The organism is Kitasatospora sp. NPDC059088 (assembly GCF_042738155.1).
In the GTDB taxonomy this organism is placed as follows: Bacteria; Actinomycetota; Actinomycetes; order Streptomycetales; family Streptomycetaceae; genus Kitasatospora.
Genome location: NZ_JBHYGR010000024.1, coordinates 44,313 through 59,893, shown reverse-complemented (window position 1 = coordinate 59,893; position 15,581 = coordinate 44,313). Strand labels below are relative to the sequence as shown.

The 15,581-nt window shown below is 69.8% G+C and carries 11 protein-coding genes; 5 read left to right on the top strand and 6 right to left on the bottom strand.

Annotated features, from left to right (window positions below; all coding sequences use genetic code 11):
- The first annotated feature begins 232 nt into the window (after positions 1–232).
- Entirely contained in the window at positions 233–814 is a 582-nt protein-coding gene (locus ACFWXO_RS13740; protein WP_380523954.1) for a hypothetical protein, read from the top strand.
- Between the two features lie 153 nt (positions 815–967).
- Here ACFWXO_RS13740 and ACFWXO_RS13735 read toward each other — a convergent pair whose 3' ends face one another.
- Positions 968–1,411 carry a hypothetical protein gene (locus ACFWXO_RS13735; protein ID WP_380523952.1) on the bottom strand — a complete coding sequence of 148 codons (444 nt, stop codon included), beginning with the start codon at positions 1,409–1,411 and terminating at the stop codon, positions 968–970.
- Positions 1,412–1,559: 148 nt separating this feature from the next.
- On the opposite strand from ACFWXO_RS13735, the gene ACFWXO_RS13730 reads away from it, so the two are divergent.
- From ACFWXO_RS13730 to ACFWXO_RS13720, 3 genes are all read left to right on the top strand, one after another.
- Positions 1,560–1,949 (top strand): hypothetical protein, encoded by a 390-nt coding sequence (locus ACFWXO_RS13730; protein WP_380523951.1) that lies wholly within the window; start codon positions 1,560–1,562, stop codon positions 1,947–1,949.
- Positions 1,950–2,588: 639 nt separating this feature from the next.
- Positions 2,589–4,148 (top strand): ParB/RepB/Spo0J family partition protein, encoded by a 1,560-nt coding sequence (locus ACFWXO_RS13725; RefSeq protein ID WP_380523949.1) that lies wholly within the window; start codon positions 2,589–2,591, stop codon positions 4,146–4,148.
- Positions 4,149–4,194: 46 nt separating this feature from the next.
- Positions 4,195–5,094 carry an AAA family ATPase gene (locus ACFWXO_RS13720; RefSeq protein ID WP_363576339.1) on the top strand — a complete coding sequence of 300 codons (900 nt, stop codon included), beginning with the start codon at positions 4,195–4,197 and terminating at the stop codon, positions 5,092–5,094.
- Positions 5,095–5,295: 201 nt separating this feature from the next.
- Here the strand turns inward: ACFWXO_RS13720 and ACFWXO_RS13715 are convergent, their stop codons facing one another.
- Positions 5,296–6,822 (bottom strand): restriction endonuclease, encoded by a 1,527-nt coding sequence (locus ACFWXO_RS13715; RefSeq protein WP_380523947.1) that lies wholly within the window; start codon positions 6,820–6,822, stop codon positions 5,296–5,298.
- An 850-nt stretch (positions 6,823–7,672) separates the two neighbouring features.
- Here ACFWXO_RS13715 and ACFWXO_RS13710 point away from each other — a divergent pair.
- Positions 7,673–9,040, top strand: coding sequence for a DUF2637 domain-containing protein (locus ACFWXO_RS13710; RefSeq protein WP_380523945.1), 1,368 nt, complete (start codon positions 7,673–7,675; stop codon positions 9,038–9,040).
- A 485-nt stretch (positions 9,041–9,525) separates the two neighbouring features.
- Here the strand turns inward: ACFWXO_RS13710 and ACFWXO_RS13705 are convergent, their stop codons facing one another.
- The 4 genes from ACFWXO_RS13705 to ACFWXO_RS13690 form a co-directional block, all read right to left on the bottom strand.
- Positions 9,526–10,614 carry a hypothetical protein gene (locus ACFWXO_RS13705; RefSeq protein WP_380523944.1) on the bottom strand — a complete coding sequence of 363 codons (1,089 nt, stop codon included), beginning with the start codon at positions 10,612–10,614 and terminating at the stop codon, positions 9,526–9,528.
- An 80-nt stretch (positions 10,615–10,694) separates the two neighbouring features.
- Complete coding sequence (locus ACFWXO_RS13700) at positions 10,695–11,240, bottom strand: hypothetical protein (RefSeq protein WP_380523941.1); 546 nt, start codon at positions 11,238–11,240, stop codon at positions 10,695–10,697.
- Positions 11,241–11,271: 31 nt separating this feature from the next.
- On the bottom strand, positions 11,272–12,174 hold the full coding sequence (locus ACFWXO_RS13695) for a hypothetical protein (protein WP_380523939.1): 903 nt from the start codon (positions 12,172–12,174) through the stop codon (positions 11,272–11,274).
- Positions 12,171–15,545 carry a LysM peptidoglycan-binding domain-containing protein gene (locus ACFWXO_RS13690; protein WP_380523937.1) on the bottom strand — a complete coding sequence of 1,125 codons (3,375 nt, stop codon included), beginning with the start codon at positions 15,543–15,545 and terminating at the stop codon, positions 12,171–12,173. Before ACFWXO_RS13690 ends, ACFWXO_RS13695 begins: the two co-directional genes overlap by 4 nt.
- Positions 15,546–15,581: the final 36 nt, after the last annotated feature.

The window sequence follows — 15,581 nt, the reverse complement described above, 5'->3', positions numbered from 1 at the left end:
CCCCTACCCCCTACGCCCACACGCCACCCAGTACCGCCAAAAACCCCCCCCGTTGTACTCGGTGTTGCGTTGTTTATTATTATTTGGGTTCGCAAACCCCCCCACGACGGCCGAGCCCGCTCGGTGAAGACAAGGCAGCCTCTGTCGGACGGTGCGAGATCGGACTCGACCATCAACCAGCCGAGCTGTCGGACCGAGGTGGCAGCATCCCTGCCGAGAGGAAGGAGAGTCCATGAGCTTCCTGGGGATGTGGTGCCTGGTGCCAATGCGTGCCGACGCCATCACCGAGTACGCCCCGGAACTGGTACCCGCCATCGAGGCCGAAGCCGCGCTCCCCAGGTCCACCGCGCTCCTGCGGTGGTGGCGGACGGAGGGCAGCACCGAGGCGACCCGCCACGACTTCGTCGAAGCCGCCGCACCGTCCGTACTCGACGAGCAGATCTGCCGGGTCTACGACGCATGGGAACGGGGCCGTGACGATGCACTGCCCCACTTTGCTGTCGCCACCCGCAACAGCTACCCCGCCGCCGCGCTGGCTTTCGCCCTCGGGCCCGAGCGCTTCGCCGGCCTCCCCGGCTGGTTCGGTGACCTGATTCTCACCCCGGAGCAGGTTCGCATCACGCTTCCCGCCGTCGAGCGGGTCTTCACATGGACTGCCGCCAGTCGGCCGCAGGCCCGAGAGCTCCTGATGGCTGCCCTCCGCGACGAAGGCGACCCGACCGACATCAACGCGCTCCTGGAAGGCGTTCCCCCGGTGTGGCGCGCCGCGGCGGAAGCTGGCCGTGGCCTGCTGGGAGCGCACTTCATTCCCTGACTGCTGACCGTCAGAGACGGTCTCAGCGCGGTCCGGATCGGTCGGCGCCTGCTTCGACCAGTGGATGGCAGTCGGGATCGGCCCACACGGTCGGCCGAAGTCGTGTGCCTCCGATCCGTGGGGTAGCCCGGGCTGGCGAACTTTCTAGGGCGCTCAACAGTTTGAGGTGGGCCTGCGGCCGCCGGTGGCCATCCGGAAGCGGTTGACGGCGGCCGCCCAGACATCGGGATCCGGATCGGGGCCGCCAACGGCCCCTTCGCCATCCGGACCGGCGCTGTCCGGCTCGACCAGTGCCGCCCGCAGCTCCTGGAGAGCATCCGGCCCAGCAGTGGGCAGCCCCAGAAGCATCGCGGTCGCCTGCTGCAGAAGGATCCCGGCGTCCTCGACCAGGGCCAGCGCACGGCCGATCGTCTCGAAGTCGAGGCCGCGCCTTCGGGCCATGTCGCCGGCTGCGAGTGCCTCGCCGTGCATGCTCAGGACCAGCTGCGCTACCAGGGCGACCGCGTTCTGCGGCTCGGCCAGCAGCCGCCGGTGGAGTTCGGCCTTCAGTAGTCCTTCCGCCAGAGCCAGAGCTGTCTGTTTCTCGTCGATCGTCACGGCCTGTCCAACGACCTCATCCTCTAATCGCCACGGTCTGCTGCGGGCGGTCGTCCTACGACGCGCTCGCCCCGCGGGCCACTGGCGCGATCCGGAGTAGCGTGTGGCGTCGGCGGGCAACCGGCTCGCCCCTTGCGAAGGGCAAACCATGTCGTACGACCTGACCCCGCTGGAGGGATCCCCGGCTGACCGGGAAGTCCGAATCGGATGGGACGGACCCCTCTCCAGCTACTTCCTCCAGGTCCTCGACTATCCCAGCGACCCCGACGCGGAGGAGGAAGTGGTCGAGCTCGTCTGGATGGGCGCGGCGCCGTTTGAGCACCCGGAACCCGACGACCTGCTCGAAGTCGCCCGCCAGTTCGCGGAGGTCCCCGACGACCTGGCGTCCCGGCTGGCCGCCGACAAGGCGTCCGGCACCAGCACCTTCGCCGGCCGGGTCGGCACCCACCTCGTCGGCGAGAGCACCTTGGCCGAGGTCACCAGCCCCGAGCAGGCCGCGCAGATCTTCACCGCGCTCGGGCAGACCGCCCGGGACTGACCCGAAGCTGCGCTGCGGCGGCCACGCCGGCTCGGTCAGATTCCCATGACACCGTCCACCAGGGCCCGCCGCTGGCAGGCCGCCCGGACCCGAGGTGCTCGTCGGCGCAAGCGACACCACCGGCGCCGTAGGGCCGACCTCCAGAGAACTGCCGCGTCGCCGAACAGTTGGCCGACGGAGCAGCCGCCAGAGCTTTCGGCCGCCTGAACCGGTAGGACATGAGCCGCTGAACGCCGCCCGCTACCGTCTTTCCACTCTCCCCCCGGCCTTTAGCAGCACAGGACTGATGGACCACAAGCCCGTGCTCAGCGGACCCCCAACGGCTGATGTTCGCCAGATCGGATGGAATCCGTTCCGGCCGAGCCATGCCGCCTGTAGCGTGCCGATCGCGCGGCTCCTCGGGGCGGCCCCGGCCGACAGCACCTCCGGCCGCCCGCGTCGGTCCGGCCTCGTCCCATGGGATCCCGAACCCACACTGCCACTCGGGTGCACGTCCCACGAAGTCGGTTCGTGACGAACCGGCAGAGCGGACTAATGGCTTGAACCCGGACGAAATGGCCAACCTGAAGCCAATCGGTTCGTGACGAACCGCTAGGGTCGGGCCGTACAACGGACACGATTAGTGATCATGGAGGGCGAATGCCGCGAAAGGGCGCAGGGGGAGCGGGCTACAGCGGGACGGGCAGCTCCGGTGCTTCACCGAACCCCACCACCGAGGCAACTCCGGCGACGCAGCCTGCGGCTGGAGAGCAGCAAACGCCGCAGACGGACGCGGTCGTTCTTCGCTCTGTCCCGCTCATCCCGTCGCCGCGTCCCAGGGGGCACGGCTTCTCGGTTCCGCTTGCCGAACTGGCACCGTGCCCTCGCAACCTCCGTGGCGGAGACCTCTACGGATCCCCAGCCGAGCGCGAGAAGCTTGTCACCCAGCTCCGTGAGACCGGGCAGATCCAGGCCCTGGTCGTCATCGACATCGGGGTCTACCTCGACGCCTACCCCGGAGAACGCCATCACTTCAATGACGAACACAAGTACGTCATCGTCGCGGGCCACTGCCGGCGCGACTGTGCCCCCGACGCCGGCCTGACCGAACTGCGCATCGAGATCCAGAACCACTACGTGGACAAGCTCACCGAGGTCTTCCTCGGGGAGAACCTCGGCCGCAACGACCTGACGGTTTTCCAGGAGGCTGAGGGCTACCGAAGGCTCAAGGACGACAAGAAGTACAGCTACCAGCGGATCGCCGAGATCGTCGGGGTCAGCAAGAGCAATGTCGTCAAGCGGCTGACGATCCTGCCCCTCGCTGATGTCCCGGAAGCCCGTACGGCGCTCCTGTCCGGCGACCTCGGCCTGGAGGCGGCCTATGTCCTCCTCGTCGAACTCGGCGACCCCGCCCTGGTGCTGTCCACCTTCAACCGGGCAAAGTACTCCGGCCAAGCTCTCAACGCCGCGGCCTTGAAGGCACTCGCGCAGGAAGTACTGATCGAGCACGCCGGGACGCAAGAGGGCCGCGTTGAGGGAGAGAACGACGCATCGGCCCTCGCAGGGGACAGCGGTTCGTCGCGAACCGATGCGCATGTGCCGCCTCCCGGCTCCGAGGGCGACGCCGGTTCGTCACGAACCGATGGATCGGCAAGCAACCCGACACCGGATGACTCAGACGCAGAAACCGCGAACCCCACCGCCGGTTCGTCACGAACCGGGCAAGAGCCAGCTGACACCGCCCCGGCACTGCCCAACCCCCGCACGACTACGAAGCCGGGCCAAGCCCCGGGTTCGCGGTCCGTTAACCCTGACCGCGCCGACCGCGCGCTCGCCGCCAGGGCCCGAAGCGAAGCATGCCAGCAGCTCCTGTCCGCCTATGACGACGAGCCCTCAAGCTCCGCTGCGCTCCGCACCGCTCGGACGCTCCTCACTCTCGCCAGCCGACCCACCGTCGAACTCGCTCACCGATGGGTGCAGAAGATCGGCGTCCACGAGGCGCAGACCACGGACGCCGCGGCCTACCGTGACCACCTGCTGACCGCCGGCGACCCCGCAGCGGTCACCAGGTTCGCCTACGCCGTCTCCCTCGCCGACGACGAAGTGCGTTCGACGGACAGCCGCCGCAGCCCGGATGCCCGCGTCATCAACTACTGGCGACACCTCACAGACGACGCCGGATACGAACCCAGCTGGGAGCGGGACCACCTCCAGGTGTAGCGCCAGACCCACCACTCTCGACCAACAGCTACTCCCGGAGACCCGAATGCTGCTTCACGCCCATCGCCCGCTCTACGCACCCCACGTCCCACCCGTCTTCGCCGCCACGAACCGAGCCGGATCCGTCGGAAAGACATCGATCGGCTACAACCTCTGCGTCCAGGCCGCCCGCCGTGGCTGGAAGGTCCTCTTCATCGACGCCGACCTTCAATCCGACGCCTCGTTCTGGGCCGGCTGGGACGGCGACCAGCTGCCGAAGCACGTGATGACCGTCCACAACGTCCTCCTCGGCGAGGCCACGCTCAAGGACGCGATGGTTCCGGCCCGAACTCGCATTGCGCCGCCCAACGAGAAAGGCGAGGACCCGGACTCGAACTTCGCGATCATCGACAACCTGTGGCTCATCCGCGGCGACGAGAAGATGAGCCAGGCCGACACCGAGATGGCCCAGGACCCCAGGTCCGTCTGGTGGCTGCAGCGCGCGCTCCGAAGGGGTCTCCAAGAAGGAGACTTCGACTTCATCTGGATCGACTGCCCTGCGTCCCTGAGCCTGCTGTCGATCTCCCTGCTGCTCGCCACCACCAACGTCGTCCTCTTCAGCAAGCCGGGCCGCAAGGAGTTCCGCGGCATCGACGCCATGATCCGCCGGGTAGCTGAGATTCGGGACGGCTACGAAGAGCTGAACCCCTCGTGCGAGGTCACCTGGTACGTCTTGAACGAGACCAAGGCCACCGAGACGCAAGGCAAGTTCTACACGGAGAAGCAGAAGGAAGCGCGCATCAAGTACGGCGACCGCGTGCTTGGCATGGTCCGCGGCGCCACGGTCGTACCCGAGGCCTACGATGCGCAGGAACCGCTGAGCTACTGGGTGGCCAAGCACGACACCACCCTCACCATCGATGCCATGCTGACCCGCATGGGCATCACCGACCGCCTCGCGGCCTAGCCCCGGTTCGTCACGAACCGACCCCGGATGCCCCGGCATCGCACACAGCGAGCCGGGGCATCGCCGTCTCACGGCTCCCCGGAGCGTCGCAGCGACGGACGCGCCCGGAACGGCTCCCCACTGGTCGTCCCTGGGGGGTGGTGAAGCCAGCCCCGACCGAAGCCAACCATGCTTGTCCGACCCGGTGCCGGCACACGATCGCTACTTAGGCCAGCCGAAGCTCAAGTTCCGCGCGAGCCGCTGATACACCTTCCGCTGTGCGAAGACCGCAGCGTCCTGGGCCCGTCCAGGGATGACCGCCTCCAGGGGGTCACCAAGGAAACCCCATCGCCACACCTCCGAGCTGCCGATCAGCTGAATGCCGTGCTGTCCGGCAAAGCTCAGCGCATTCCGGGAAAAGCCGCCGTTGGTCACAAGCATCGCGACGTCCGCACCGTGTACATCCCAGGCCGTGCCCTTGAACCGCTGAAGATCAGGGGTGCCGACGTTGGCATCTACCGCGGTGTGCTTGCACTGCACGACGTACCGACGCCCGTCCGGGCACAGAGCGATAACGTCGGCGCCCTGGTCGCCAGGGCCGCCCTGGTGCTGCTCCACCTCGAACCCGTCCCGGAGGAGCAGCTCCGCGACGAAGCGCTCGAACTGCCGGTGATGGAGACCGCGGACGCCTTCGAGTGAAAGCGCAGCGCCCGACCGGACCCAGTCATGCCGGCGGTTGATCCGCAAGGCAACCCGGTGCTGGTCCGCAACGTGCTGACGCAGTGCTCCTTCGAGTCGAGCCCGGGAAGCGGCGACCTCGCGGGAGAGCATCCCGAGATCGGCGACGAGCGCCATCAGGTCGACTCCGTCACCTGCCTCCGGGGCGCCACCCAGCAGTTCACCGCAGTCGGCCATAGCGTCCCAGAGCTCGGTTGCGCGCTGGACCAGCCGCTCGCCCGAGGCGTGCTCGTCGCGTACTACCTCCGCCCAACGGCGGTCAGGCCGGGCAGCGCTGACGTACTTAGTGTGTGCCAGCTCGCTATCGCCTTCGGACCGGCCCGGGCACCTCTCGCGTCGCTCAAGCTGCCCAAGTTCATGCCCCGCCCTCTCCAGCAGGGCGTGTGCGGCAACGTGGACGCTGCGGAGGAAGTGCTCCTCGGGCGTCAGCGCACCTGAGGCAGCGCGGCTTCGACGGCTGTCTTCCTCCAGAGCGGCGACGTGGATTTCCTCCCGAAGGCTTGCCGTGACCTGGGTGATGTCCCGGCGGCATTCCTCCAGGAAGGCGATCTGGCGGAAGCTGTCCTGAACGGGGGATCGTTCCCGATCGCCCTCACGCAGAAAGGCACCGGTCGGGTTCAGGCCGAAGGACCCCCGCATCCTCCTCCACGCCCGGTTCGCCTCGACCCGGTGACTTTCGGCGGCCTTCAATACCCGATCCAGCTCCGCCTTCGCTCGCTCAAGGGCACCCTGAACCCGCTCCCGGAGAGCGACCGGGGTTCTATCGCCACCTCGGTCCTGCCATGCCGCGTGTATACGGCGCAGCACATCGCTGTGTTCTCTGTGCACGTCGTCGCGCAGAGCATCGGACGCTTCTGCCACCGTGCGGCACAGTCGGGCTTCCGCGGACCAGATCCACGCGGCCAGGAGATCATCCGAGTCGGCCGCCGCGATCTCCGCCCCCATCCTCCTCCGAAGGTCGCGGTCGTCGTAGCGAGTCGGAGTTACGGCAGCATGGCGGTCGATGATCATCGGGGGAGGGTACCCCCTGCCTGCGACAAGCGCCGCATCCTGTCGCAGGTGTGCCGGTCCGACGACCACGACCAACTCCGTTGCGACGCTCCGCAGCGACTGCGACGTTCGGGCGGCCGCCCAGCACGCTTCGCACCGTCGACGAACACTGCGCCTGCGATGGCAGCCGAACCGTCAGCGCGCACTGCGAATGCGATCCGCGAAGTCCGTCCACTCCCCGCCCGTCGTTCCCGCGGTGCCGCTGCCCGTCGCAACCAGTCCACGCCGCCGGGTCAGAGCGTCGCTGGCAGCACAACTGCGACTGCGAACCCCTCGGCACCGATAGCCGACCACCCCCCGCCGCCTGTGATCCACAACGTCCCACGGCCATGCGATTCGCGAAATTAGCAGGTCAGGGAGTGTGCGACCCGCCCCCTGGACTTGCGACGCCGCTCGTGACCCTCAGACACGCGGGTAGCGACGGCCCCGCCGCGACCGTGTGCCATGCAGCAGATGAGCCGGCAACCAGCGACTACGCCACCGACCCCGGGTCGCGGCCGAACGCGTCGGCGCGGAAGCGTTCCGCAGTGTGGCTCCGGATTTGCGACTGCGACAGCGACGTAGCCCCGACGCAGGAGGGCCGACTGCGACTGCCGCGGTCCGGAGGCACTCATGCGAACGGTCACCCCCTGCTTTGCGAACGGTACGCAGGGGTTAGAGCAAGCCAACCCTAGGACGAAGATCACTAAGCGCCTTTGATAGGACAAATAGTGCAGATGACCCTATATCAGGCGCAGCGCCATGCAAGTCCCGTGCGTACCACTGCCCCCCCGTGAAATGGTGGACCGGCTCAGCCAATGGGAGGGACAGCTTGACCAGGCCCACGCTCAACAAAGGCCACAAGGCGCTCATCGGAATCGTCGTCCTCGGCGCCGCCGTAATCTCGGCCATCGGGTTTACCGGCTCCTACAACGCGGTGCGCGCGCTCGCCGTCGACGAAGGCTTCGGCCGGTTCGCTCTGGTCCTGCCGATCGGCGTCGATGCGGGCATCGTCGTCCTGTACGCGCTCGACCTTCTGCTCACCTGGCTGCGCATGCCCTCCTCCTTGCCGCGCCAGACTGCCTGGTTCCTCACAATCGCGACGATCGTGATGAACTCAGCGTCCGCGTGGGGTCGGCCGCTCGCCATGGGCATGCATGCCGTCGTGCCGGTCCTCTTCGTGATCATCGTTGAGGTCGCCCGCCATGCCGTCGGCCGGTGGGCCAACCTGACGGCCGGCAAGCGGGAGATGGAGGGCTTCGACATCCGCCGCTGGCTGCTCAAGCCCTTCGGCACGTTCTCGGACTGGCGCCTCAAGATGATCTGGGGCATCTACTCGGCAGAGGAAGCCATTGAGCTGGCCAAGTGGAAGCGCATCCTGCGGGGGCAGCTCAAGCGCAAGTACGGGCGCCGGTGGCGCAAGCTCGCGTCGCAGGAGGCGCTCCTGCTCCTCTATCTGGCGCAGTACGGTGAGGGCAACAGGGAGCAGTACCTCGACGTCCTCTCCTCGATCGGGGTCCCGGTGGACACTCTCGTCGGGCTGCGATCCGGCGAGCCGCCCCGAGCCCGGCTGTCGGCGATCGAGCCGGGCGGCGACCCGGTCAAGGCAGTGGTGCCCCCGGGGCGGACGGAGATCCAGGCAGCAGCCCGGGAGACCGGGGCGGGTGGTGCGGGAGAGGCAGCGATAGATCTCCACAAGCCCGCTGCCCCCACTCAGCCGACTGCCGAGGCGCACGTCGTCCTAGCAGTCGACGGGGAGTCTCGCCTGGCGGGGCCGGCTCAGATGCCGACCCCCGAGGCCGTTGCGCCTGAGACTCCCTTCGCGCTGCGCGCGGACGCCGGCGAGAGCCGGGCCGCCGAGGTGCCGGAGGAGCCGACGTACGACGAGGAGGACCTTGAGGCCGCAGACCTCGAGGACTCGGAGGAACTCGGCCAGGACAGCGACCAGGCCGCCAGCCGGCGCAAGCGCGAGGACGTCCTGTACGAGTACTACTGCGCCTACGTCCACGAGAACGGCAACCACCCGACCAAGGATGACTACGTCAAGTGGATCCACGTGCGGTTCGGAGAGAAGGGCCAGGACGGCGGCCCGCTCAGCCCCAACAGCGTGAAGCGCTACTGGGCCAGTTGGGGGAAGAACTACCGAGCCGAGTACGAGACGCCCAAGCACCCCGACCTGCTTGAGCTCGCCGGCACCTGATCGGTCACCGATGCGCCCCGCCTTCACGGAGGCGGGGCGCATTGGCGTTTCCGGTAGCGGAGGGCGTCGGCTGGGCCGCGGGGCGGCATCCCCCAGGCCGGAACCACGTCGTGCCACCGCGGTTGACCAACCAATGAGGATCACCGCCGCTTGCTGCCTGGTGGCCGCCGACTCGGCCGGCCCGGAGAGGTAAAACCGTACTCGACCTGACCTGATTCTTGATCAAAATCGCGTGAGGGCACCTCAGGCAGCCTGGTGGGCGCTGGAAGATCCCCACGCACCGGCCACATCGCGAACGGCGCCTGAAGGGGCCATTCTGGGGTCCGATTTTTCGGCATGACCATGCAATTCTGATGGATGAGTGGCTCGAGCGCACCGAAATCCGGGCACCGTACCCAGACCCCGCCCCGAAGCTGCTCCACTTCCCCGTGGCCGGTCACGCTGCGCCGACCGCCCCGTCAGGGGGCGGCGCACCAGCGGTTCGGTCAGAGATCCCGGCCGGTGACGATCAGCTGTCCAAAGTCAGCGCGGGCCTGCTCGATCACAGCGGCGGCCGGACCGCCGGGACCGAACCAGGCCGCCGGATCGGGCGCCTCGACCAGAAACCGATCCTTGTGGACTTCGGTGATCTGCCAGTCGGACAGGTCCGACGCCTGGTCAAGGTGAGCGCTGCTGAGGAGCTGGATCCCGTGGGCATCGGGAACCTTGCGTCCCCAGAGCGGTGTGTTGCCCCGCAGGGCGTGTGCAGGGACGGCGGGCAGAGGAGGCAGATCGCGTCCGCGGTCCTCCCACCCGAAAGCCCACGTCGGCGTCATGGCCACGTAGGCGAGCCGGGTGTGCTCCGCGTCGGCGAGAATCGCCTGCCGAATCCGTTCGATGTGCGAGTGCCACGTGATGGCGGGGGCGTAGGCCTGGTAGGTGGCCATGCCGTCCTGCTCCGCTCGGGCCCGCGCGGCCCGGGGAGCGGTTGGGTCGACCATGGTGAGTGCGGCGTTCCCGTTGACGAGCAAGCCGGCGGCAAGATGGTCGGCGACATCCGGTGAGGTGTCGTGCTGGAGGATCGCGCCGGCGGCCAGGCAGGTGTCACCGCCGTGGGGACGGGCCCAGCCCGTCGCGAGGCGGGCCCACCGCTCTGCTGCGGCCGCCCGCGTGAGCGGTTCTTGCAGGGCGACGAAGGCCGTGGCCCGGGGTTCGTACTGGTGCCGCAGCCAGCGCGGCGGCCTCACAACCGGGGTCGCACGCACGAGCCCGCTATACCCCTGCCGGTGCAAGGCGTCGGTGAACGTCGTGAGCCAGCTCGTGAGCGAGTCCGGCCCCCAGTAGTCCTTGAGGCTGAGCCCGGCGCCGTCGATGGTCAGGAAGGCGCCCTGCCCCCACATGGTCGGGCCTGCGGGTGCCGCGTTGGCGGCTTCGCTCGCCTCGTCGACAGCGGCGACGAGCGCGTGGCCGTCGATGCTGCGCCCGGAGCTTTGCGTCGTGGGCACGAGTTCGACATTGCAGCTGTCGTGGCCGTTCTCCTCCAGCGCCTGCTCGATCGTCGCGAGGTCGACCCGGATTCCCCCTGTGATGGTCATGGGCGGACTGTACTGGTGCACGGCGACAAGGCGTTCTCCTGAACCGGTGCACCAGGCGCGCGGCGGCGGGCGACGCCGTGTCAGCAGGAGGCGGCCGGCTGGCCGGCCAGGGCAGCGCTCGAAGGGCGGCGGCCGACGTTCCGGCCGGGAAGCGGCGGCAGGCCATCGCGGAGGATCCCCACGAAGAGAGAGGGGTCGGACAGAAACCCTCCGCCGTCGTGTTCCCACGAGCCGGGTCGAGTGAACGGGATGCCGAAGCACGCCCTCATCGAGCCCTCCGGCCAGGTCGGGTCCACGGCTTCCCCCGCCTCGTTCGCGCACCAGGCGTGTGCCAGCGGGAACACGTCGGAGATCGCGACGCCTTCCACGTAGAAGAGCGAACCCGCCGACCCCGTCGCCGTGGCAGCGGCGTTGTTGTAGCACAGCCGCTCGGGCAGTTGCCGGATCCCGGCCGGCCTGGACACCGGCTCGAAGAATCGCCCCTCGGCGAGCAGGAGGTGATGCACCGACGGGTACCGCCACCCCTCCTCCCGCGCAGCGGTCTCCGCATCATTCAGGTCGATCACCGCGATCACGGCCTGCAGATACTCCAGCAGCTCCTGCTGCGCGGGGGAGAGCACATCCATGCGGAGACTGTCCCACATGCGCTGGCCCGTGTTAGGAGAATGCGACGGATGCCAGCAGGGTGCCCACCACCAGCGCCGGCCCAAGCGGCACCTTGGCCTTCCGCGTCCGGCCGGGCAGCATCGCCAGGACGACGACCTGCTGGAGCAGGAGAACGGCCCAGGCCGTCAAGGCCCCGAGCGAGGCGGGCCCGACGGCTCGCCACACTGCGACGCCCGCGGCGGCGGACACCGCCGCCATCGCCAGTGCCAGCGCCGGCCACCACCGGCGCCACGGTGCCCGCTGGGCGATCAGACCGGCGCAGGCCAGAAGCGGAGCCAGGAAGATGCTGACCGCCAGGCCTGCGCCCACGGTGCTCCAGCTCGTCCAGGCCAGCAGCCCGCCGAGCGCCGGACTCAGCCGGAAGTCTCCCCAGAACGCCGCCTTGGTGAGGACCGTGAGGAAGAACAGCCCCCAGACAGCGGCGGCTCCGGCGAGGGCCCGTACCGCGACCGACACCGGCTGCCCGGCGATCGTGGCACCAATGAGCAGCACTACGAGCCCAATGCAGGCAGCCCCAGTCAGATCGTGGGGCAGCCGCCGCACCTTGGCATCGGTCAGAACCAGCGCGGAGCCCACGAGGGCGAACCACAACTGCGCGGCGAGGAGCCAGCCACCCGCCTGGCCGGCGACAACACCGGCGACGGCGGCGCCGGTGAGGACCTCGGCGACTCCTGGGGCCGGGCCGAGCCGGTCGGCGCAGCCAGGGCAGCGGGCCCGCAGGAGGTGGACGGCCGTGCGGGGGCTGAACCCGAGTACCACCTGGCCGCACCCTGGGCAGGTCCTGGACGCGGGGTCGGGTCTGGGGCGGGCGTAGGCGACGGCTATCGGGCGGACGACGGCGGCGCCGAGGGCGGCGCCGCCGATGAGGGCGGCGCCGGTGGCGATGGGGTTCATGCGTGCTGTCCCTGGAGGAGTTGCTCGATCAGGCGCTTGGTCTCCGGTGTCAGGTCGCTGTCGAGCGATGCCGCTGCAGTGCGGGCGGCGTCGATGACGGCGAACAGGCCGGGCCGGTTGCCGCTCGCGGCCTCGATCCGCAGCCAGTCCCGGTACAGCATTTCGTCGTCCTGGACCTCCAGGCCGACGGCCACTGCCCGGCGGGCGGCGTCCAGGTCCAGGGCCTCGTCGCGCAGGCGCAGGCATGCGGTGGTGTGCGCGACGTCGATGATGCGGCAGATCATCTGCTGCACGTCCGGGGTGGCCCAGTCGTGGTCGCCGTCGGTGCCGAAAGGCCGGCCGCGGACCATGCCGAGTGCCTGCTCCAGGTCCTCCAGGCCCGCGACACCCTGGGGCAGGCCGCGTTCGGCCAGGTACTCGAACCAGGTCCAGTCGCAGTGGAGCTGCTCGGACAGGCGGTAGGTGCCCGCGGCGGACTTGCGGGGCAGGTACTGCGTTCCGTCGGGGGCGTGCCCGAGCTGGCCGCGCAGCTGGGAGATCCGGGTCTGCAGGGTGTGCGGCTCCCAGGGGGAGACGGGGTCCATCGCGTTGGCGATCGCGCCGTAGTCGCGGTCGGGCCGGAAGTACAGGAACGCGGCGAGCGCGGCCAGCCTCGGGCCGTGGGTGGTCTCGGCGCCGCTGGAGTTCGCGATTTGCACCGGCCCGAGGACCTGGATCTGGGGCTGGTCCGGGCTCGGCGGAACCGGCTTGCGGTCCCGCACGGCGGCGGGCTTGGCCATGTTCACCGGGGCGTTGCGGACCGGCGCGGCCGTCTCCTCGTCCTCCGGCGTGCCGCCGTCGGCGGCCTCGAGCGCGGAGTCGTCGACATCCGTGCCGACCTCGGCGTCGGTCTGCGAAGCCGGTGCGGCCGCCTCGGTGTCGTCGTTGTTCTCCTGCGGTGCTGCACCGCTGACGTCGGCCGGGATCCGGTCGGCGAACAGCGGCGCGGGGATGGAGGCGGGGCCGAAGCGCGGCGGGACGGCGTCAGGATCCGGGACGAACTCCCACGGACCGGCGGCCGGGGTGGCCGGCTTGGCGGTCACCTCCAGCGTGGAGACGATCTGCGCGTGCTCCTCGTCGCTGACCCGGGCCAGCACCACATCGAGGTCGGCCAGGCCGCAGGCCTGCGCGGCCAGGGCGTCGGCGTCGAGGATCTCGGCCTCGGGGAAGAAATCGTGGACCTGTTGAGCGTCGGCAGGAAGGACCACGGCGATGTCCCGGCCACGGGTCTGGCTCAGGATCTCGGCGAGCTCCCAGGTGTGCTCTCCCGGATCGTCGGTACAGACCATCAACCACGGCAGGGGGCCATCCTCGCCGCTTTCCTCGGCCTGGATCGTCTCGGCGCGCAGCCCGGCCAGGTCCACGATCCCGGCATGAGCGGTGGGCACGAAGCGCGCGCGGCCGGTGGGCAGCAGGGGAGCGAGGTCGCGGCCGAAGCCCGCCGTCAGCACGTCCACGTGACTCGCCCACGGGCAAGTCGCCGCGTCCAGGGCGATGCTGCGCGCCACGGCGCGTACGTTCGTCAGCTCGCCCTCCAACAGGAGGACCTGGACGTGGGGCAGGTGGAGCAGCACCTGGTTGCCTGCCTCGTCACGCCCGATGCTGGCCAGGCCCGGGTAGGGCGCCGCCACGCGGCCGGCATGGTCCTCGTCCAGAAGCGTCGCCTTCGGGTCGAGGGTCCACCAGCCGTTCTCCCCGGTCGTGAACGGCGTAGCGGGCTCCAGGCCGTGGTCCTCGGGCAGGATCTCGACGCTTTCGCTCGTGACCCGTGCGGCGCGCAGCTCCGGGAGTACCTCGTCCTCAGGAAGCGCGTCCGCCAGGGTCCGCAGTGCAAGGTCGAGCAGCGCGGCCGAGCCCGGCTGGGCGGTGCGGCCGAGCAGGGCTTCGAGGCGGCTGGTCTCCTCGGGGACGGCGATGGTCTCGCCCGGCCGGCGGCGCCGGTACTGGAGGAGACGTCGGACGGCGATGGCCCCGAGCAGTCCGGCGCCGGTCAGAGTACCGAGACCGGCGACCGACCGCGCGGAGATCAGGGACTGGCTGGAAGCCTCCTCGCCGGCGGGGGAGGAGTGCTGAGCCGGGGCTGGGGCCTGGGTCGGTGCTTCTTGCGCCGGGGCCGGGGCCGGGGTCTGGTCGGCCGGCGCCTGGGTGGCCGGTGCGGCCGGAGCCGGAGTGCTGGAGGCCGGGGCGCTCGGGGCGGTGGTGCTGGGCGCCGGTGTGGCTGGGGTGGTTGGCGCCGCCGGGGCCGGTGTGGCCGGCGCGGGGGCGGCCGGGGGCGTCTGGACGGCCGGGGCCTCGGGCTGCTGGACTGGGGCAGGGGCGGCCGGGGGTGCCGGTGGGACGGCCGTGGTGGTCGCCGGGATGACGATCTTCTGGCCCGGGAACAGCTCGTCCGGGTTGGTCAGGTGCCCGCCGTCCGGCTGGACGAGGTCCTTGGAGGCGTCGAGGAGCTGGGGGTACTTGTCGCCGTCGCCGAGTTCGCGCTCTGCGATTCCCGACAGGGTGTCGCCCTTGACCACGGTCACCATGTGCTGGGCGGCGGTGTCCTGGCCAGCGGTGCTCGCCTGCGGCGCGGGGCCGGAGTCGGACCGGACCACGTCCGTCCCGGACGCGTCGGCGGGCAGGAGCAGCGTCCAACCGGGACGGATCAGGCCGTTTGCGCCGAGCGCACCGCCGTCGGCCTGGGGGCGACCCTCGTTGAGCTTCTGGATCTCGTTCCAGCGGGTGCCGTCGCCGAGCTTGCGCTCCGCGATGCCCCACAGGGTGTCGCGGTGGCCGTCGGCAGAACGCTGCACCTCGTAGGTGGGCAGGTTGTGGTCGGACGAAGCCGTGGCGGATGTTGCAGCGCTGACCGTCGAGGGGGCTGCTGCCTGCTGGGGCAGCGCGGTGGCGGTCGCCGCGACGCGGGGCGCCTGAGCCGGGGTGGCCGCCGTAGCGGCCGAGGCCTGGCCGACGGTCAGCGCGCCGACGCCGATGACGAACACCGAGGCGACGAGCTGACGGGCCAGGGCCTGGCTGACGCCCGCGGCCGGGACGCGGACGGCCAGCCCAGCGCCCTTGATGGCGGCGCGGAACTCGACGAGTACGCACAGGGCGAACTGAGCCCAGGCAGCCCAGACCACAATGGCGATCACGTTGATGATCACGTCGACGCTGACGGTCTGGGTGGTGATGCTGTCCCAGCTCGGGACCGTGCTCGGCAGGGGGTTGCCGATGAACGTGATCAGGCCCCAGGGCACGGCGGCGAGCAGGGCGATTAGCGCGATGCCGGCCAGCACGGCGCGCACCACGTCGCCCAGGCTTCGGGCAGCCGTTGCCGGCTTCGTCTTCACCATCGCGTTCCTTCTGTTCGTCGGTCCGGGGCCCCGGGT